The 18,086-nt window shown below is 54.6% G+C and carries 21 protein-coding genes; 11 read left to right on the forward strand and 10 right to left on the reverse strand.

Features of this window, described 5'->3' with window-relative positions; translation table 11 throughout:
* Positions 1-109: 109 nt before the first annotated feature.
* Together V6575_RS08530 and V6575_RS08535 are read left to right on the forward strand one after the other, a co-directional pair.
* Entirely contained in the window at positions 110-979 is an 870-nt protein-coding gene (locus tag V6575_RS08530; RefSeq protein WP_340273843.1) for a DMT family transporter, read from the forward strand.
* A 102-nt stretch (positions 980-1,081) separates the two neighbouring features.
* Complete coding sequence (locus tag V6575_RS08535; RefSeq protein ID WP_340273844.1) at positions 1,082-2,317, forward strand: multidrug effflux MFS transporter; 1,236 nt, start codon at positions 1,082-1,084, stop codon at positions 2,315-2,317.
* Between the two features lie 58 nt (positions 2,318-2,375).
* Here V6575_RS08535 and V6575_RS08540 read toward each other — a convergent pair whose 3' ends face one another.
* Entirely contained in the window at positions 2,376-4,460 is a 2,085-nt protein-coding gene (locus V6575_RS08540) for a 4Fe-4S dicluster domain-containing protein (RefSeq protein ID WP_340273845.1), read from the reverse strand.
* 197 nt (positions 4,461-4,657) lie between these two features.
* Between V6575_RS08540 and V6575_RS08545 the strand changes: the two genes are divergently transcribed.
* Positions 4,658-5,200 (forward strand): DUF3305 domain-containing protein, encoded by a 543-nt coding sequence (locus V6575_RS08545; RefSeq protein WP_340273846.1) that lies wholly within the window; start codon positions 4,658-4,660, stop codon positions 5,198-5,200.
* Positions 5,190-5,984 (forward strand): DUF3306 domain-containing protein, encoded by a 795-nt coding sequence (locus V6575_RS08550; protein WP_340273847.1) that lies wholly within the window; start codon positions 5,190-5,192, stop codon positions 5,982-5,984. Before V6575_RS08545 ends, V6575_RS08550 begins: the two co-directional genes overlap by 11 nt.
* A gap of 20 nt (positions 5,985-6,004) precedes the next feature.
* Here the strand turns inward: V6575_RS08550 and V6575_RS08555 are convergent, their stop codons facing one another.
* On the reverse strand, positions 6,005-6,331 hold the full coding sequence (locus V6575_RS08555) for a hypothetical protein (RefSeq protein ID WP_340273848.1): 327 nt from the start codon (positions 6,329-6,331) through the stop codon (positions 6,005-6,007).
* Between the two features lie 6 nt (positions 6,332-6,337).
* Positions 6,338-7,327, reverse strand: coding sequence for a GTP 3',8-cyclase MoaA (gene moaA, locus V6575_RS08560; protein ID WP_340273955.1), 990 nt, complete (start codon positions 7,325-7,327; stop codon positions 6,338-6,340).
* A 368-nt stretch (positions 7,328-7,695) separates the two neighbouring features.
* Here moaA and V6575_RS08565 point away from each other — a divergent pair, with 368 nt between their 5' ends.
* Positions 7,696-9,144: a cryptochrome/photolyase family protein gene (locus V6575_RS08565; protein WP_340273849.1), complete on the forward strand. Its 1,449-nt coding sequence runs from the start codon at positions 7,696-7,698 to the stop codon at positions 9,142-9,144.
* Between the two features lie 51 nt (positions 9,145-9,195).
* Complete coding sequence (locus V6575_RS08570) at positions 9,196-9,561, forward strand: gamma-butyrobetaine hydroxylase family protein (protein ID WP_422785541.1); 366 nt, start codon at positions 9,196-9,198, stop codon at positions 9,559-9,561.
* A gap of 9 nt (positions 9,562-9,570) precedes the next feature.
* Here the strand turns inward: V6575_RS08570 and V6575_RS08575 are convergent, their stop codons facing one another.
* Positions 9,571-10,203 carry a pyridoxamine 5'-phosphate oxidase family protein gene (locus V6575_RS08575; RefSeq protein ID WP_340273851.1) on the reverse strand — a complete coding sequence of 211 codons (633 nt, stop codon included), beginning with the start codon at positions 10,201-10,203 and terminating at the stop codon, positions 9,571-9,573.
* 23 nt (positions 10,204-10,226) lie between these two features.
* On the reverse strand, positions 10,227-10,691 hold the full coding sequence (locus V6575_RS08580) for a nuclear transport factor 2 family protein (RefSeq protein WP_340273852.1): 465 nt from the start codon (positions 10,689-10,691) through the stop codon (positions 10,227-10,229).
* Positions 10,692-11,069: 378 nt separating this feature from the next.
* Between V6575_RS08580 and V6575_RS08585 the strand changes: the two genes are divergently transcribed.
* Entirely contained in the window at positions 11,070-11,651 is a 582-nt protein-coding gene (locus V6575_RS08585) for a TetR/AcrR family transcriptional regulator (RefSeq protein ID WP_340273853.1), read from the forward strand.
* A gap of 9 nt (positions 11,652-11,660) precedes the next feature.
* On the opposite strand, the gene V6575_RS08590 is transcribed toward V6575_RS08585, so the two are convergent.
* The 4 genes from V6575_RS08590 to V6575_RS23320 form a co-directional block, all read right to left on the reverse strand.
* Positions 11,661-12,119 (reverse strand): hypothetical protein, encoded by a 459-nt coding sequence (locus tag V6575_RS08590; RefSeq protein WP_340273854.1) that lies wholly within the window; start codon positions 12,117-12,119, stop codon positions 11,661-11,663.
* A gap of 123 nt (positions 12,120-12,242) precedes the next feature.
* Positions 12,243-12,836, reverse strand: a complete 594-nt coding sequence (locus V6575_RS08595) for a L,D-transpeptidase (protein ID WP_340273855.1) — start codon at positions 12,834-12,836, stop codon at positions 12,243-12,245.
* Positions 12,837-13,048: 212 nt separating this feature from the next.
* Entirely contained in the window at positions 13,049-13,204 is a 156-nt protein-coding gene (locus V6575_RS23315) for an LbetaH domain-containing protein (protein WP_422785542.1), read from the reverse strand.
* Complete coding sequence (locus tag V6575_RS23320) at positions 13,186-13,320, reverse strand: hypothetical protein (protein ID WP_422785543.1); 135 nt, start codon at positions 13,318-13,320, stop codon at positions 13,186-13,188. The genes V6575_RS23315 and V6575_RS23320 overlap by 19 nt, the downstream gene beginning before the upstream one ends.
* Positions 13,321-13,654: 334 nt before the next feature.
* Here V6575_RS23320 and V6575_RS08605 point away from each other — a divergent pair, with 334 nt between their 5' ends.
* Complete coding sequence (locus tag V6575_RS08605) at positions 13,655-14,293, forward strand: hypothetical protein (protein ID WP_340273857.1); 639 nt, start codon at positions 13,655-13,657, stop codon at positions 14,291-14,293.
* A gap of 55 nt (positions 14,294-14,348) precedes the next feature.
* Here the strand turns inward: V6575_RS08605 and V6575_RS08610 are convergent, their stop codons facing one another.
* Positions 14,349-14,975, reverse strand: a complete 627-nt coding sequence (locus tag V6575_RS08610; RefSeq protein WP_340273859.1) for a DapH/DapD/GlmU-related protein — start codon at positions 14,973-14,975, stop codon at positions 14,349-14,351.
* A 332-nt stretch (positions 14,976-15,307) separates the two neighbouring features.
* Between V6575_RS08610 and phnC the strand changes: the two genes are divergently transcribed.
* The 3 genes from phnC (at position 15,308) to phnE (ending at position 18,084) form a co-directional block, all read left to right on the forward strand.
* The gene (phnC, locus tag V6575_RS08615; protein WP_340273860.1) at positions 15,308-16,150 is read left to right on the forward strand and encodes a phosphonate ABC transporter ATP-binding protein; all 843 of its coding nucleotides are present in this window, start codon (positions 15,308-15,310) and stop codon (positions 16,148-16,150) included.
* Positions 16,151-16,203: 53 nt separating this feature from the next.
* Positions 16,204-17,124, forward strand: a complete 921-nt coding sequence (gene phnD / locus V6575_RS08620; RefSeq protein WP_340273861.1) for a phosphonate ABC transporter substrate-binding protein — start codon at positions 16,204-16,206, stop codon at positions 17,122-17,124.
* Positions 17,125-17,235: 111 nt separating this feature from the next.
* Positions 17,236-18,084: a phosphonate ABC transporter, permease protein PhnE gene (gene phnE, locus V6575_RS08625; protein WP_340273862.1), complete on the forward strand. Its 849-nt coding sequence runs from the start codon at positions 17,236-17,238 to the stop codon at positions 18,082-18,084.
* Positions 18,085-18,086: the final 2 nt, after the last annotated feature.

An 18,086-nucleotide genomic window follows, 5' to 3' on the forward strand; every position in this document is an offset into this window, starting at 1 on the left:
TGCAATGGAGCGTGAGAAACCGCGCGATTTTTAAAACGACCTGCAAAGCCATTCGTCCTCGTTGAATAAATCCAAGTCAACCAGGCAGCTTTTGCGCGAGGAGCAGCTTTTGGATTTTCGCGAAAACAGCCGAGCGGTCATGGCCATGCTCGTGGCAAACGCTGGCTTCATCATCAATGATTCTTTGATGAAACTTGTTTCGGGCCATCTCCCGCTCGGTCAGATGATCTTTGTCCGCGGCGTCATCAGTATAGGCCTTCTGTTGGCTATCTGTATGGCCACAGGTGTGTTTCGCAAAGCCCATCTCTTGATGCATCCGAAGGTTCTGATGAGAAGCATTGGTGAGGTCATGGCAACCCTGCTTTATCTGACCGCCTTGATGAAAATGCCCATTGCCAATGCGACGGCTATTTTGCAAGCTCTGCCTCTTGTGGTGACCGCAGGCGCAGCTATCGTGTTCAAGAGTTCTGTCGGATGGCGGCGCTGGACGGCGATTGGTGCAGGCTTCACCGGCGTCATGCTGATCATACGTCCGGGCTTTCAAGGCTTCGATGTTTGGGCCCTGGTCGCACTGGCTGGTGTGTTTTTCATGGCGCTACGGGATCTCAGTACCCGCCAGATGCCTGCGGAAATTCCGACATTTGGCGTGAGCTTGATGACGGCGATAGGTGTTACTGTTCTGGGTGGTGGCCTGTCCTTGTCAGAAACCTGGCAGCCCATGACGACTTATGACCTTATGGGCCTTGCCGGTGCTGCCGGTTTCATTCTGCTCGGTTATGTCTTCATCATCCTGGCTATGCGGTCTGGTGACATCACTCTGGTTGCGCCCTTCCGTTATTCCGCCGTTCTATGGGCCTTGACGCTGGGGTTTCTGATCTGGGGCGATGTCCCCGATGCCATGACGATGCTTGGCACAATGATCATCATCGCGACCGGCCTGTATACATTTTTACGCGAAAGAAAGCTGGCCAATAGCTGAGGGGTGGTTCGCTCAAAGGTTGCACTGTCGGGTGCTTGTTTTTGCGGCTAGGTACTTCTATGGTCCACCTTTAATCCTCGCCCAGAGGTTCCCACCAGGCATATGACAACCGATACATCGTCAGCTTCAGAGACGCTTCCCAAGCGGGTGCCGTCTCTTGCTATTCTCATCGTTATTTCGACCGTTTCTCCGGTCTCGATGAATATCTTTCTGCCATCCCTGTCGGGCATGGTGGATGCATTCTCGACGACAACGGCGAAAGTGCAGCTGACCATGTCGCTCTACTTTGTTGCGATTGCCATCGCTCAGATCTTTCTGGGGCCGCTCTCGGATCGATATGGTCGTCGACCTGTGATTCTGCTGGGAATGGGGCTTTATACGGTTGGCAGTGTAATGTGCCTGTTGGCACCAACGATTGAGGCTTTGATCCTTGCCCGTCTTGTTCAAGCCGTCGGTGGGTGCACTGGCCTGACGCTCGGCCGAGCGATTATTCGCGATCTCCATGAGCGCGACAAGGCCGCCAGCATGATCGGCTATGTCACCATGGGCATGGCAATCGGACCGATGCTAGCCCCTGTTCTAGGCGGGTTTCTGGATGGGTTTTACGGTTGGGTCGGGGGCTTTTACCTGATGGTCTTGTTGGGTGTGGGCGTCTTTGTTGCCGCTATATTCAACCTGCATGAGACCAATCACAGAAAAGCGAAAAATGGCGGGATTTCAGGCCTTTGGCGCAATTATGCTTCTCTGGGATCTCACAAACTGTTCTGGGCCTATTCCCTGACGGCGATGTTTACGTCATCGCTCTTCTTTGCCTATATCGGCGGTGCGCCATTTATTGCAGCCGGTATGCTCGGTATGAGCCCAAAAGAGATGGGGCTCTACTTCATGTTCGTGGCAGCTGGCTATATTATCGGAAATGGCATATCCGGTCGCGTCTCGGGACGTGTCGGTGTTTTGAAAATGGTCCTCGTCGGATCCGTCTTGCCGGCCTTGGCGATAGTCGCGCTCGTCTTTTTGTCCTGGGAGGGGTTCGCCCATCCTTTGGCGCTGTTCGTGCCAATGTTCTTCATCGGCCTAGGCAATGGCATTTGCCTTCCAAGTGCCTTGTCCGGAGCGGTCAGTGTTCAGCCTGAGCTGGCAGGGGCTGCTTCTGGTTTGAGCGGCAGTCTTCAGATTGGGCTTGGGGCTCTGACAAGTGCGCTCGTCGCATGGATGCTGTCTGATTCCATGTGGCCGAACACAGTCTGGCCAATGGTGGCCGTCATGGCCGTTTGCATGGTGGCTGCATGGGTCTGCGTCGGCGCTGCCATGGTTTTTGAACGGCACGATTCAAACTGAGAGTAAATTGCTGTGATCAGCATCCGGAGAGGGGGGTGAGCCTCTCCGGATTTTTCGTTCAGTGCTCTTTCAGGAAGTCTTCGACAGTCAGGCCGCTTTTCTCTGCGTCCAGATAATCATCCGTCGTGCGCAGGCGTGGGCGTTGGCCTGAACCTGGGACAGAGCCTGAGCGCAGTGGACTGTCATCCATGTTCCATTGGGCATTGATGCGGCAATCATCGCACATTTCGATCAGGCCAATCTGAGCCTCAGAGCGGAACATGTGATGCTTGCCTGCGAGTTGGGTCTTGATCCGCTCAATTGAAGACTTGGTGCCGAATTCCTTGCCGCAAGATGTGCAGGCGGCAGGTTCTTCTGAATGCAGAACTTTGGATTGCATCGCGGAGACGTCGATGTTGAACCTTGCCTCCAGCGTAATGACATTTTCCGGACAGGTCGTTTGACACAGACCGCATTGCACGCAGGCCGATTCGGTGAAGCTGACCTGCGGGCGATCCGGATCATCGCTGAGGGCACCTGCCGGACAGGCTGAAACACACGAAAGGCAAAGCGTACACCCTTCACTCGCGATCTTGATCTGGCCGTAAGGCGCAGTCTCGGGCAGGGGCAAAACGATTGGGGCATTGGGCGAAGCATTGTGCAGGGCCGTGATCGCAAGCCGCGCCACGTCGCGCTTTCCGCCAACAGGTGATATTCGTCGCGGTTCTTCGACGATTTTGCCCGGTGTCGCCTGGCAAAGAAGCGCTGACAGATTATGCGGGTCGCTGTCGCTGAGGATATCAATTCGATGTTCTTGGGAATGTCCCATGCCGGAGATCAGCGCCCGGGCAAGCTCTGCTTCGGTTTCCAAAGGCAGCAGCTCGTCGCGCTGCGCCGGGTCGCTCAGAAACACGATCCGCTGTGCCCCGGCCAGAAACGCCGCTATCATCGCCTCGTGCCCAAACCCGGTGATTCCATGAACACCCAGTGGCAGCACATTGTCAGGCAGGCCGTCGCCGAAGCGGGCCAGAGCGCTTATGACAACTGAACCATGCTCATTGCCGTGAACCAGAAGGACCGGCTCAGAGCCGCCTGCATTTTGATAAAGTCCCAACAGCCTCTGCACGCGGTCAAGCAAGTCGGAGCGATAGGGGTACTGATAGCTGATAGCGCCAGTTGGACAGGTTGCCGCGCAACTGCCGCAACCACCGCAGATTCCTGAATCAATAGCGATCTTTTCGCCAGTCGATTGAATGGCTCCAGCCGGGCAGGCATCAAGACAGTTGCTACAGCCGGCTTTTCCCGCATGGCTGTGGGCGCATATGTCGGCTTGATAAGCAACGTAAAGCGGTTTTTCAAACTCGCCGATGAGCTCTTCAGCTTCCCGCAGGATCTTGGCGACCTTGATGGTGTCCGAGGGATCTGCACGCAGATAGCCGTCGCGCTTGTGGGAGGCAGTGATCGGCGCAGTCTCGCCGCTGAGGTCGATGACCAGCGAACATGAGGAGCGCGCACCGTCCCGTGGCATCAGAAATTCAGGCTTGCTACGCGAAGACGGCAGCATCGGCGCATAGCCATTTAATTCCACGTCAAATAAACCAAGCGATCCTTTCAGGCGTTTGATCGTGCCACGGAAAATCGGAAACGGCAGCACGGACGGCAAAAGCACATCGTCGACAGAGGTGAGAACCAAGGTGACGGACAGCTGGTTTTCCAGAGCCAGGGCGGCATCAAGAGCGGTTTGGCCTGCGCCATAAACAAGGCAAAGCCCGTCAGACACCAGCGACTTGACCGGGGTCGGACGAGCATCCGCCAGAAAGTCTGCATCGGCGATCAGTGCCTGAATTTTTGCGGTCGGGTTCGCAGGCTTTCCAGCCCAGCCAGCTGTCTCGCGAATGTTGACGAAGCGAATACGGTCGCCAGCCTCTGCATCTTCTGCGATTTCACGGAAAAGTGGTGCTTCTTGAGTGCAGGCCACAACAAGTTCACAATCGTCCTCAAGAGCGGTTTCAAAAACACCGATTTCGTCCCGGCAAAGCTGGCTGCAAAGCGGGGCTGCCAGGCGATCGCCAAGGCTCTTCGCTGTTTCATCAAGCGCCATTGTCTTGAAGCAGTTGCAGATTAGAATTTTGCTGTCGCTGGCTGGCGTTTGAGCGGTTGACATCTGCTTCCTCCGTCGGGGCTATGCCCGTTTTTATAATTGTTCTAAGTTTAGCTTGCCTTGATGCTTTTGCAAGGTGGAATCGCGTTGGAAATCCTGTAGCTTGCGGCAAATCACCTGATTGCAGAGCGGGTTGCATTCAACGGTTTTTCCAGATCGTTTGATGGGCTAGAATAAGACCTGAAATTGGGAGTTGGACTTTGGAAGCAGAGATCACGCGGCAGGTCGGCATTGTTCTGGAACAACGCATCAGCAAGCATCCGTGGGCAGACCATGTCTGGGTGCCCGTCGCCGTTCTCTCCGATCCGCCAGAGGGCGCGACTTGGATCGAGATGGAACCGGAGGGCGACACTCGTGTGTTCCACTATGGCCCTGTCCCCGTTAATCTGCATCGGCGTATGGGCGAGGCCTATGATGCCAATATAGAGACTGAAGCCCCGGCGCTTTGGGTGCTGCTGGACGATGCGGACACAGATCCGGTCCCGTTTAAGGTGCGGGGTGTAACCGCAGATCCCTATGAGGCGATGGGCGTTCTGGATTCAGGTGAGGGCCTTGTGGAACGGTTGCCTGTGCCGGTGGATGTCCTGCACTGGATGGTCGATTATCTGAAGCAGATGCCCGACCCGGAGAAATTCCGCAAGCGTCGGCGCGTGCCGCACGAGACGGAGCAGCTGAAGTTCGGCAAAGAGCCGATTTTCGCTCCCGGCGGTCGGCGTGAGGAGACATCCCGAGATGACACGTGATGAGGACACATCTGGCGAAGGGTTTCTGCAGCGCTGGTCGAGGCGTAAGAGCGGTACTCTGACGGAAGTTGAAATTGCCGAAGAAGCTGCTGTTCAAGCTGTACAACTGCCGGAAGCAGATGGCGATACGGATGTCGAACCAGAGGAAGATCCGGAATTGGCGGCGAATCGGGAGGCGGCCGAAGCTGTTGATATCGATGCGCTGACTTATGAGTCGGACTTCACTCTCTTCATGAAAAATGGCGTGCCAGAAGCGGTCAAGAATGCTGCCCTCAGAAAGCTTTGGCGCAGCAATCCAGTGTTGGCTGTGCTGGACGGATTGAACGACTACGACGAAGACTTCCGGCTCGCAGAAGGAGCTGTCAATCATTACGCCAGCGCCTGGAAAGTCGGCAGAGGCTATGCGGACAAAGCCGAGCAGGTCACCGCTGACATGGAAGAGAAATCCGCAAGGCTGGCTGCAGAACGTGAACGGCTGGCATCCGGGGACGCTCAGGAGCCGAGCGATGTATCTGTCGAACGGGCAGAAGATCTTCCTGACGCCGATCAGCCGCTGAACGAGATCGCGGACGAAGATGAGCATGCCGAAACGGATGAGCAGTTAGTGTCGGATGACGATATTGCGTCAGAAGCTCAGCCCATGGATGGCGAGCTGGGCGCGGAACTGCAGTCGGAGTTGGCAGAGCTACAGCCAGAGGACACATTGATGGAGACGCCAATTGAGAATAAACGCCCCAGCCAAAACCGCACCAGTCGCAGGCGCATGAGTTTCACGACTGAATAGTCGGCGGCAGTGCTTATTGCCTAGTTGCGATAGGGAAACTGCGTCTCGCAGTAGGATGTGGCGCGGCGGCTGAAAGCAGAATACTGGCTTTCCTTGATCATGCCTTCGGCCAAAAGCTTGTCGATGTCGCCCACCCGTTTGGCAAGACAGGCATCCAATTCCGGATTTCCGGTACTTGCGGCCTCGGGTTCCTGGCCTGTTATGGCGGACAGTGTTGCCCTGACAAAAGGGACGTCCTCGCGACCGAGCCAGACCATCAGTGCAAGACCTGAAACAGCAATCGCCAAGGCCAAAAGACGCCCGTTGCGGCCATCCAGTCGGGATTGTGGTGAGTGCTGAGCGGACACCTGCGCCTAACCGCCCGTGACGCTCATATGGCGGGTGACAGCCGGTTGTTTGGTGCGCCGATCAATAATGAAATCATGGCCCTTTGGCTTGCGCCCGATGGCTTCATCAATGGCAGCGCTGAGCAATTCATTGCCCTCTGACGCCCTCAAGGGAGCGCGCAGATCCGCCATGTCGTCCTGTCCAAGGCACATGTAAAGCTGGCCGGTGCAGGTCGCCCGTACCCGGTTGCAGCTTTCGCAGAAGTTATGGGTCATCGGCGTGATGAAGCCCATCCGTCCGCCGGTTTCCTTGACCTCGACATAGCGGGCAGGGCCGCCAGTCTTGTAAGGAATGTCTTCAAGCGTGAACCGCTCACCAAGACGGCTGCGGACCAACGACAGTGGCAGATACTGATCGGTGCGGTCACCGTCAATTTCGCCCAGCGGCATGGTTTCGATGAGTGTCAGATCATGGCCGTTGGCATGGCACCATTCCATCATGGGAATGATCTCATGTTCGTTGACGCCCTTCAGGGCCACCATGTTGATCTTGATTTGCAAGCCAGCAGCTTTTGCCGTCTGGATGCCGTGGAGCACCTTGTCCAGATCGCCCCAGCGGGTGATCGCCTTGAAGCGTTCAGCATCCAGCGTATCGACGGACACATTGATGCGCCGGACGCCGCAATCATAAAGCTCTGTAGCGAGCTTGCTCAACTGCGAGCCATTGGTGGTGATGGTGAGTTCTTCAAGCGCGCCGCTGTCAATATGGCGGGACAAGCCGCGGATCAGGCTCATGATGTTCTTACGCACCAACGGTTCGCCGCCGGTCAGCCGAAGTCTCCGAACTCCCTTGTCGATAAAGGCGGAGCACAGACGGTCGAGCTCTTCCAGCGACAGAACTTCGCGCTTGGGCAAGAAGGTCATGTCTTCGGCCATGCAATAGACACAGCGGAAGTCGCAGCGGTCTGTCACGGAAACGCGCAGGTAGGAAACCGCCCGACCGAACGGGTCAATCATCTCCGGTCTGGCTAAGCTGCCAGCTGGAGCCAGATTGATCTGTGAGGAGCTGGATTTTGGTCCATCCGTCATGAAAGTCTCCCTCGACTGCGCTTGTCCAATCGCTTGGAGCGCTATTCTCGCCTCTTGCATATCAGCTTAAAGCATATCGCTTTCAAGGCAATAGCGCGTGATGACAAACAATCTTGACTGAAGGGTCAGGAAGAAGGGCTCCAAATTGAGGCCAATAGCGGCATCAGCTGCGTACTCAAGCCTTCAAGTGACGCTCACAACGCAATGGAATGTGATCTGCCGGAGCTAGAAGCCGTATAGGGTAATAGATAATGAAAACAGTACCCCATCAATGATTTGAGCCGTTATACTCGCCCATGACCTCACCAAAAATAACAGTTGTCTGGTTTCGCCAAGACCTCCGCATTGCCGACAATCCTGCGCTGGTTGAAGCTGCCCAACGGGGCAGGGTTCTGCCTGTCTTTGTGCTGGAAGATCCTGAGACAAGCGGCGAAAGCCATCCGCTTGGTGGTGCAAGTCGCTGGTGGCTGCATCACAGCTTGAAAGCGTTGGCCAATGATCTGGGCGAAATGGTCTTTCTGCGTGGTGATGCTCGGATTGCGATCCCCAAACTGGTAGAGAAAAGCGGCGCCAGTGCAGTCTTCTGGAACCGGTGTTATGAACCCCATGCGATTGAGCGGGACAGCAAGATCAAGGTGGACCTGAAGGCCAGTGGCATCGAGGCGCAAAGCTTCAAGGCATCATTGTTGTTCGAACCCTGGGAGCTTGAAACCCAGACAGGCGGGCCTTTCAAGGTTTACTCGCCTTTCTGGCGGGCCGCCCAGAAGCAGATCTCACTCAGCCCATTGCCTCGACCGGAAAAGCTGGACATGGCTTCTGTCTCATTTGGAGAAAGCCTTGATGACCTGGGTCTGTTGCCGACAAAGCCGAACTGGGCCGAGGGCTGGGAAACGCTCTGGTCGCCCGGTGAGAAAGGCGGGTTTGAGCGGTTGACGGCATTTCTGGAGGATGGCCTGAAAGGCTACGGCGACCTGCGCAACCGACCTGATCTGCCCAATGTGTCGCGCCTGTCGCCGCATTTGCACTTTGGCGAGATTTCACCGCTTCAGGTTCAACAGGAAACCCGTGCTCTGTTCGGTGGGGAGGGCGGGCTCGATAAGGACGCTGGTAAATTTATAGGCGAGATCGGCTGGCGAGAGTTCTCTTATCATCTGCTCTATCATTTCCCCACCTTGCCACAGGCAAACTGGAAACCGGCTTTCGATGCCTATCCATGGCGCGACAGCCTGGAAGATCTGGTAGCCTGGCAGAAGGGCCAGACCGGCTATCCGATTGTCGACGCAGGCATGCGCGAGCTCTGGCAGACCGGCGTGATGCACAACCGGGTCCGCATGATCGTCGCAAGCTTCCTGGTCAAACATCTGCGGCTGCATTGGCATCACGGCGAGGCCTGGTTTCGCGATACGCTGGTGGATGCGGATCTGGCAAGCAATTCCGCCAGTTGGCAGTGGGTGACAGGCAGCGGAGCGGATGCTGCGCCGTATTTCCGGATCTTCAACCCGATGACCCAGGGAGCGAAGTTCGATCCCGAGGGCATTTATGTGCGCAAATGGGTTCCGGAGCTCAAGGATCTGGACACTGCTTATTTGAATGCGCCGTTTGATGCGCCAGATGCGGCGCTGGAAAAGGCAGGCGTCAGACTGGGCGAGACCTATCCAAGACCCATCGTGGAACACTTTGCAGCCCGGGACGCTGCGCTGGAAGGTTACAAGGCTGTCAAACAGGCAAAAGAAGACGCCGCTTGATCTTTGTTCGCATCCGATTATCGTCCCGCCAAACTCTTGGAGAAGATGCACGTGAGCGATCAAAAAGCCTGGCCGACGGAAATTCGCCTGAAGAACGACAAAAAGACGCTTTTTGTCTCCTTTGATTCTTGCGAGACACATGAATACAGCGCTGAATACCTGCGAGTCTGTTCCCCCTCTGCCGAAGTGCAGGGCCATAATCCGTCGCAGAAGAAAACGATTCCGGGTAAGATCGACGTTGGCATCATGAAAATCGAGCCGGTCGGCAATTATGCCGTTCGAATCCATTTTGACGACCTGCACAACACCGGCATCTACACATGGAATTACTTCCTGGAATTGGCTCATGACAAGGACAAACACTGGGGTGTCTATGTCAAGGAACTCGAAGAAAAAGGTCTCACCCGCGAAAGGTAAAGCCTGATTTTACGATGTTGAATTGGCTAAGCATTCTTTCAGGCCCGCATTTTCCTGTTCAAGTTCGAAAATGCGGGTGCGCAGAGTGTCAAGCTGAGGTTCGAGTTCCGACAGCGTATAGCGTTGCGGGATGTGCTGCGGGCAATTCCAATCAAGGGCCTCGACAGCGAGAAGCACGGCGCGTTCGGGCAGAGCACGATAACCTCCCGGCTGCAGGCGCTTGATCAGTTCGGGATCGTCTTTCGCAGAAACCTGGGTAGCCCTGGCCCAGATCTTCAGGCGTCTACGGTTTGGGTAATCCATCAGAATCAGACTGACACGGTCATTATCGGTCAAATTGCCAGAGCTGATATATTGACGGTTGCCGCGAAAATCAGCGTAGCCAATGGTTTTGTCGTTCAGCACCTTGAGAAAACCGGCTGGGCCGCCACGAAACTGAACATATGGCCAGCCGGTTTCCGATACAGTTGCCTGAAAAAATCCGTCCCGCGCCTCAATGAATGACACTTCCTCGGGCCCCAGGGTGTTTAACTCTTCAATGTGCGGTTGTTCAAACCGGGCATAGGAGGATCGCGATCCTTCTGCTTCCTGTCTGGCCTGAACAGCTGGTGTGAAGGCGATATCGGCAAAGGCGCGGGCCATGAGAGTTATCCCTTTTGGTGGGCTTAAAGCCCCAGGTCGCTAAGGCCTGGATGGTCATCAGGACGGCGGCCTTGTGGCCAGTGGAATTTGCGCTCGCTTTCGCTGATCGCAAGGTCATTGATGGAGGCAAGGCGCAACTGCATCAGGCCATCAGCATCGAATTCCCAGTTTTCATTGCCATAGGAGCGGAACCAATCTCCAGCGGCATTGTGCCATTCATAGGCAAAGCGGACCGCAATCCTGTTTTCAGTGAAGGCCCAGAGTTCCTTGATCAGGCGATATTCATGCTCTTTCTCCCATTTGGCCGTCAGGAAGGCTTCGACGGCAGTCCGTCCGCTCAGAAAGTCGGACCGGTTCCGCCATTTGGTTTCAGGCGTATAGGCAAGCGCCACTTTCTGCGGATCGCGAGAGTTCCAGCCATCTTCGGCAGACCGTACCTTGGCGGCAGCCGTCGTTGCATCAAAGGGAGGAAGTGGTGGGCGTGACATGATGAGATCCTTGAACTTACAAAATAGAGAAGAATGTTTGGGAGGCGCCGAGTGCCACCAGATAGAGCCCGAGTGCGCATGCCAGCCAGATGAGTGTATTGGGCATGCGGTAGGGTAATGCTGAGGCATGTCTTTCGTTGCGCATCTGGTGATCTCGAACTGTTTGATCGTTGATGAACTGATCGGTTCATTTTGACAATATTTATATGAACCGATCAGTTCATTTATTCAAGGGTTCGCCGTGTTTTTTTCTGCGAATGTTTTCCGAGCGTGTTTGAGACAGAAGTTAATATGTTGTAATTATTGATTTATTCTAGATATCTTGAAGGTTTGTTCGGTATCAGTTAAATTACAGATCGGTACATAAAAGGAAAATTGATGCGTCCGAGCAAGCGGGATGAGTTGGTGCGGGAGGCTTTGAAGGTCTTCTATCAGGGGGGATTTCACGCCACGGGCATGGATGCGCTTGTGGTTGCTACCGGCATTTCAAAGACCACCATGTTCAAACACTTCAGTTCAAAGGAAGAACTGATCCTGGCGGTGCTGCGCCTGCGCGACGAGAACTTCCGAAACTGGATCATTCGCCGTACTTCAGAGCTTGGCCGCACACCACGTGAACAACTTCTGGCGCTTTTCGATGTCCTGGCGGAGTGGTTTGCCGAGCCGGATTTCCGAGGCTGCATGTTCATCAAGGCCTCAGCGGAATATCAGGAGCCGGATCACCCGGTCCATGTTCAGTCAGCTGAGCACAAGCGTTTGTTGTTTAATTATGTCAGATCACTGGCGATTGCTGCCGGTGCATTGAAACCGGACAGTATTGCCCGGCAGCTCCTGCTGTTGAAGGAGGGAGCAATCGTTGCAAAGCATATGGGGTATGAAGATGACCCTGCGAGCGATGCCAAATCTGCCGCACGCATTCTGCTCAGCCAAGCTTTTGGACCACAGGCGGCAGCGGCCTGAAATTGGGGCTTATTCGCTGCGGGGATGCCCAAGGTCTGCGGCCATTCGGTCCACATAAGAGATGATGGCTTCGATGTCGTCCTGGCTCAGGATGACTTCGTGAATGGTGGAGGGCAAGTGCTCGGGCCGCGGCTCGTCATCTTCAAGCCGGATGTGGGCCGGGTGGGGGTTGCGCGCCATGAAACTGTCAAAGCGATCATCCCAGTCTTTTAAAGCCACAATCATGATTTTGAATGAGGGGCTTGCCGAGGTTCCCGTGAAACGGTCCTTTTCGCTCACGATGTGGCAGCGGGCGCAATGAAGCTTCGACAGCTCCAGCCCGCGTTGCTCCAGCTGGTTGAGTGGTTCGCTACTGGCCGTCGTCGCCATCAATGACAGAACGGCAAGTGCGCTTAATCCAAGTGAGACCCTCATGGCGGGCATTGTCTTCACGGATGGCTGACGACTGCTTGTATGTTTCCACAGCATCCGGCTCTCCCTCTTTGGAGGCATTTAGCCAGAGAATTCCGCAGAGTGCCAGCTCGACTTTTCGTCTTTAAAAGCAAAAAGCCGACCCAGGGGCCGGCTTTTCATATTAGCAAATGCGAAGGTTCAGCGTTTGACGACGATCTTCGATCCAACCTTCACGTGGCTATAGAGGTGGGTAATGTCATCGTTGGCAAGCCGAATGCAGCCAGAGGATACGGCGCTGCCGATGGTCCAGGGCTGATTTGTTCCATGAACCCGGTATAAGGTGGAGCCGATGTAGAGGGCGCGTGCACCAAGTGGGTTGTTCGGGCCACCGGGCATATGGGCAGGAAGGATCCGTCCCTTGGCGCGTTCACGAGCGCGCATCTGTGCTGGAGGCGTCCAGCCTGGCCACTCGGCCTTGCGGGTGATGCGGTTCGTTCCAGACCACTGGAATCCGTCTTTGCCGACGCCGATGCCGTATTTCATGGCCTTTCCGCCTGGCAGCACATGATAAAGGCGGCGCTCATCCGTATCAACGACAATCGTTCCAGGGCTATAAGGACCGTCGTAGCTTACCTTTTTGCGCTTGACCGGCGACTTACCACCGTAGGATGGGCCGAATTGAACCCACTGCTTCTTGTCCGGGTCGAAAAACTTTCCGCCGGGTGTTGCCATGGCAATCCCGCTGACCATCGTAAACAGCAGCGTTACAACTGCCAGAATTCCTTTTCCCATGCCAATTCCCCCAGGCGATCTGTATAAACCAATAGATACATAAAACTACCCGAAGCCTAGGGAATAGGACTTTCTGTTGCGTTAACAATAGAATTGACCCGGGGGTATTTTTATGTGGTTAACGGTTTTATGAGGTGCTGGAACCGAGATTCTTGCAAGTGACGTTCGCGGGAAAAAGCCTTGATGGCAGCGCATCATAAGAAAACTGTAGCCTAGCTGTATTTCTCAATAAAAGCGTCGATCTCAAGACTGCGGAAGTCGGGTAGGCGGGCCTTCATGGTCGCATGATCCCAATCACACCATGCAATGTTTTGAATGGCATCGGCCTGGTCTTCTGTGAACTGCCGTTTCAGTTCCGTTGCAGCCACGTCGCCAACGATGGTGTAGGGAGCAACATCCTTGACACCACAGAGCCTGCTGCGACCACTGCGCTTGTGCCAATGGTCACACAGGCCAGGACATTCACACCATGCCCGATCCACACATCATGACCAAAGGTGACCCAGTCTTTCTTCGGCTTTCACCAAGACCTCCAGCCTGTGTACGAGTGTGACTTGCTGGGGAGAAGGAAATAGAGCCATGGACAGAATGATGTCAGAGAGAGAATAGTTTGATGGAATTATTGAAGTATTGAAAATTCAATCATTTAATACAGTGACTGGTAAAATAATAGGCCAGAGATACTGTTGCTTTGTTTTGATTGTGGAGGAAAATCGTTATTTGGAATATTTCTGTTCGGTGTATTGGTGTTTGAGCGAACCTTTTTCTGGATAGCGGGCACTTAAGTCTATCAACGTACCCAGAACCAAGGACTTTTCATGAAGTATTCAAAGCTGCACTCCAAGCTCAACAAGGCGACAATCCTATCGTTCAGAGAGTGGTTGAAAAAAAGGGGAAACGGCAATCAGTTCGATGCTCTTCTTCATGCTGCAAACCCTGAAAAAGTCTTTACTGGCTTTTTGTACGGAGATTCCGCAAAAACGGAGGGGTTTGACCCGGCACAATTGAAATCAATCAACGACATGAGGTTGGTGTCGCTGCAAGCGATTCACACAGAAACAAACAAGTCTCTAGACGACGTGACGGTGAAGGAACTCGTCCAGGATTCCTTTTTGCGCGGTGCCATCATAGATGTTTTGAAGGACTGGGACGAGCGTCTCGGAAACCTACACGGCCAATACAGGGGCAGCGATGACTTCTATAATCTGATGCACAAGAACATAAACGGTTCGAAGCTCGTGCAAGAAATGGATATGCCGAAAAAGTCCGAAAAGAATTTGGTCGCAGCGGCCGCCGCGCTAAAGACTGGAAACACGCAAGCAGCGACGAAAGCTGTGTCGGCAATCGTCAAGGAGCATGGCAAAGAGTTGCCGCCGAAATCGGGAGTTAAGGATCTGGTCGCAGCCATTGAGAAGAAATTGAAGAGTAAGAACGTCCTCAAGGTCCCGAATCTTTAGAATTAATGCTGATCAATAGGTGGGAAGTCCGGATCTGATCCGTAAAGGGTCTTGCTTACCGGTACTTCTCAATGAACGCATCGATGGGCAAATTGCGGAAATCGGGCAAGCGCTCTTTCAAATCCGCATGGCTCCAGTCCCACCAAGCAACATCCATGAGCCCTTGTTCCTGGGCATCGGTAAACCGGCGTTTGATCGGCTTGGCAGCGACGCCGCCAACAATCGTGTAGGGCGGCACGTCCTTGGAGACTACAGCTCCGGCGCCGACAATGGCGCCGGTGCCGATCGTGACACCGGCGAGCACCGTCACATTGTGTCCGATCCATACGTCGTGGCCGATGGTGACCCAGTCATCTTTGCGCCACTGGAAAAACTCTTCGTCGTCAGAGCCAAGGTCATAGGCCGCCGCGCGATAGGTGAAATGATGCTGTGAGGCGCGCCAGGTCGCATGATTGCCGGGGTTGATGCGAACGCGCCGGGCAATTGAGCAGAATTTGCCGATGGTGGACCAGACGACATCACCTTCCTGCACAATGTAGGAATAGTCGCCCATCTTGCTTTCCCGCATTTCCGTATAGGCACCAACTTCAGTCCATTCACCGAGGTCACAATTCAACACAACAGCATCGGGATGAATATTAGGGGTGGATGTCAGAGTGGGTTTGTTGGCAGGGGAGACCATTTCGCACCTTTGTACGGTTTCAAGTTGCGTGTGTTTCTGGTCCTGAATAGGCGCTCACGGTGCGGTCTGTCTTGACGATTAGATGATAGTTTCATGACGATCCTGCGTTTTGGTTTTATTCAAACGGATCTGTGCTGCGAATAATCTTCTGTATTCGCGGTGGAAAAAGGTTTCACGGCTTGTTTTCTACTTCGCGTAAAAATCAGGCTTCATGTCTTCGTCATTTAAAAGTCATTAAAACTTCAAGATCCCAAATCCTGACTGTCATTGGGCTGTAATATAACCGTGGCTCTTGTCGCTTCAGCAAACAACGACAGCGACAGGGCCTGCGGGTGATTCATTTCGAAAACGTCACGAAAACTTTCGGCGATCGCGCAGCGGTCAATAACGTCAGTTTTTCTATTGATAAACCGCAGATGGTTGGCATCATTGGTCGCTCCGGGGCGGGCAAATCAACGCTCTTGCGCATGATAAACCGTCTGACGCCAGCCACTTCGGGTCGCATCCTGTTCAATGGTGAAGATATTCTCAGCCTGAAGGGTGGCTCGATGCGCCGCTGGCAGCGTGATTGCGCCATGGTGTTTCAGCAGTTCAATCTGGTGCCTCGCCTTGATGTTGTGACCAACGTCATGCTCGGTCGGCTCAATGCACAGTCAACCTTCAAGAGCCTCTTCAACATATTTAGCGCCGAAGACGTGAACCGGGCGCTTGCTGCGCTGGATCGTCTCGGCATTGTGCAAGAAGCGACCAAGCGCGCCGAAGAGTTGTCCGGTGGCCAGCAGCAGCGCGTGGCGATTGCCCGGGCATTGACCCAGGAGCCGCATATGGTCCTGGCCGATGAGCCGATTGCCTCCTTGGATCCAATGAATGCGAAGATCGTCATGGACGCCCTTCGTGAGATCCACGAGCGCGATAATAAGGTCGTTATCTGCAATCTGCACACGCTTGATACGGCGCGTCATTACTGTGACCGGGTGATCGGCATGCGGGACGGCGTCATCGTGTTTGATGGCGCGCCTGAACTGCTGACCACAGATGTCGCCCGTGAGATTTACGGTGCAGACGAAAGCTTCAACGAGGCGGCAACATCCACCTCCATAGACACTCCGGGTCTGTCTGCCCGGCCAACAGATCCTGCCGGTGCGGTGACGCCGGTAGCTACGGCTGTGTTGTAAATCCAGTCGCTTTTCCCAGTCATCCATATCCATCCTTTTTGGGAGTGCCCCAGATGAACGTCGTTTCAAAGTTCGCCGCCCTGGCCGCGGTTAGCATGCTTGCCCTGAATGCAACTTCCGCAGTTGCTGCAGACAACATCACTGAATTCCGCATCGGCATCCTCGGCGGTGAAAACGCTTCCGATCGCCTTCGCGCATACACATGTCTTGAAGAGAAGACAGCTGAGCTGCTCGGCGTTCCAGTCAAGCTTTTCGCTCCAGCCGATTATAACGGCGTGATCGAAGGTCTCCTTGGCGGTAACCTCGACATGGCTTGGCTCGGTGCTTCCGGTTATGCCAAGGTATATCTGACAGATCCTGAAGCTGTTGAGCCTGTTCTCGTCAAGGTCAACAACGATGGCGGCTACGGCTACTACTCCATCGGCTTTTCTCGCGTCGACAGCGAAATCAATTCGCTGGAAGACATGAAGGGCAAAGTCTTTGGTTTTGGTGACCCGAACTCCACATCCGGTTACCTGATCCCGTCCATCGAAATTCCTAAGCTTGGCTACTCCATGAAACCGGGCGAATATTTCTCTGACGTCAAGTTTACTGGCGGTCATGAGCAGACCATCGTTGCGGTTGCCAATGGCGACATTGACGGCGGTGTAACCTGGGCCGATGGCCAGGGCGAATGGGAAGACGGCTACAACTCCGGTGCTCTGCGCAAGGCGTCTGATGCTGGCCTCGTTGACATGACTGAAATTCACGAAATCTGGCGTTCGCCAGTAATCCCTGAAGGTCCGGTTGTTCTGTCCAAGAAGCTGCCTGAAGACGTGAAGCTCAAGATGGTCGGTCTTATGGCCAGCCTGAAGTCCATGGACGAAGAGTGCTTCTACGGCGTTGCTGCTGGCGAAGCCAAGGGCTTCATGCCGATCACGCATGCTGCTTACGAAAGCATCGTTGCTGCGCGCGAAGCCAAGAGCAAAAACTAAGGCTAACGCCTGATGTTGAGACGCGGGTCGGTTCTCCGGTCCGCGTCTTGACTTTAAGTACTGCGCTTCGATCCCAACGCTTTTAACAAACGCTTACAAAGGTACTTCGAAATGGCCGTTGCAGCTCTTGAACAGGAAATCCTGTCGATGCGCAAACGGCGTCAGTTGTATTCCATGATCGGAATTTTGCTGCTCGTCGCCGTCCTCGCTTCCGGTTATTCAAAGTCCAACGCGATGAATTCCGGTGGCTTCACGCAAGGGCTGTCCAAGTTTTTCGATTATCCCAGCGAGATCGTTGCGGAAGCCTGGAATGCTGGTCCGGCCTTCTTTGGTCTGATCATCCATTTTCTGCCTTTCATGCTGGAAACCTTGAATATTGCCGGTGTCGCGACGCTGATCGGCGGCGCGCTCGCAGTCGTCCTGGCGATGGCCTCGACCCGTAATGTTGACAGCTACGGCCCCTTGATCCCGGTTGTTCGCCGCATGATGGACATGATGCGGGCGTTCCCGGAACTGATCATCGCCCTGTTCCTGATTTTCGTCCTCGGCTCTAGCCCGATCCCGGCGATGATCGCAGTCGCGTTTCATACAGCCGGTGCGCTGGGCAAACTATTCTCCGAGGTCAACGACAACATTGACCGCAAGCCGATTGAAGGTCTCTCTGCCTGCGGAGCCAGCTGGTTGCAGCGGATACGCTATGCCGTGCTGCCACAGGTTGCGCCGAATTACCTCAGCTATTTTCTGCTGCGCTTTGAAATCAACGTGCGCGCCTCCGCCATTCTCGGCTTTGTCGGGGCAGGGGGCATTGGCGCTGAGCTCCGCCGGACGATTGGGTGGGGCAAGGGCTCTGGTGATGAGACTGCCGCGATTTTCGTTCTACTGTTCGTCACCATCATGATCATCGATCAGACGTCTTCCTATCTGCGCGGCAAGCTTGTCGGCGCAGGCCGGGCACATTGAGG

Origin of the sequence: Roseibium algae (assembly GCF_037783265.1) — a bacterium.
GTDB lineage: Bacteria > Pseudomonadota > Alphaproteobacteria > Rhizobiales > Stappiaceae > Roseibium > Roseibium algae.

What these genes read in the sequence shown, in the direction of transcription:
- V6575_RS08535 (WP_340273844.1), top strand. Translation starts at nt 1,082, where the DNA reads ATGACAACCGATACATCGTCAGCTTCAGAGACGCTTCCCAAGCGGGTG.
- V6575_RS08540 (WP_340273845.1), bottom strand. Translation starts at nt 4,460, where the DNA reads ATGTCAACCGCTCAAACGCCAGCCAGCGACAGCAAAATTCTAATCTGC.
- V6575_RS08550 (WP_340273847.1), top strand. Translation starts at nt 5,190, where the DNA reads ATGACACGTGATGAGGACACATCTGGCGAAGGGTTTCTGCAGCGCTGG.
- moaA (WP_340273955.1), bottom strand. Translation starts at nt 7,327, where the DNA reads ATGATTGACCCGTTCGGTCGGGCGGTTTCCTACCTGCGCGTTTCCGTG.
- V6575_RS08565 (WP_340273849.1), top strand. Translation starts at nt 7,696, where the DNA reads ATGACCTCACCAAAAATAACAGTTGTCTGGTTTCGCCAAGACCTCCGC.
- V6575_RS08575 (WP_340273851.1), bottom strand. Translation starts at nt 10,203, where the DNA reads ATGGCCCGCGCCTTTGCCGATATCGCCTTCACACCAGCTGTTCAGGCC.
- V6575_RS08580 (WP_340273852.1), bottom strand. Translation starts at nt 10,691, where the DNA reads ATGTCACGCCCACCACTTCCTCCCTTTGATGCAACGACGGCTGCCGCC.
- V6575_RS08585 (WP_340273853.1), top strand. Translation starts at nt 11,070, where the DNA reads ATGCGTCCGAGCAAGCGGGATGAGTTGGTGCGGGAGGCTTTGAAGGTC.
- V6575_RS08590 (WP_340273854.1), bottom strand. Translation starts at nt 12,119, where the DNA reads ATGCTGTGGAAACATACAAGCAGTCGTCAGCCATCCGTGAAGACAATG.
- V6575_RS08595 (WP_340273855.1), bottom strand. Translation starts at nt 12,836, where the DNA reads ATGGGAAAAGGAATTCTGGCAGTTGTAACGCTGCTGTTTACGATGGTC.
- V6575_RS08605 (WP_340273857.1), top strand. Translation starts at nt 13,655, where the DNA reads ATGAAGTATTCAAAGCTGCACTCCAAGCTCAACAAGGCGACAATCCTA.
- V6575_RS08610 (WP_340273859.1), bottom strand. Translation starts at nt 14,975, where the DNA reads ATGGTCTCCCCTGCCAACAAACCCACTCTGACATCCACCCCTAATATT.
- phnD (WP_340273861.1), top strand. Translation starts at nt 16,204, where the DNA reads ATGAACGTCGTTTCAAAGTTCGCCGCCCTGGCCGCGGTTAGCATGCTT.
- phnE (WP_340273862.1), top strand. Translation starts at nt 17,236, where the DNA reads ATGGCCGTTGCAGCTCTTGAACAGGAAATCCTGTCGATGCGCAAACGG.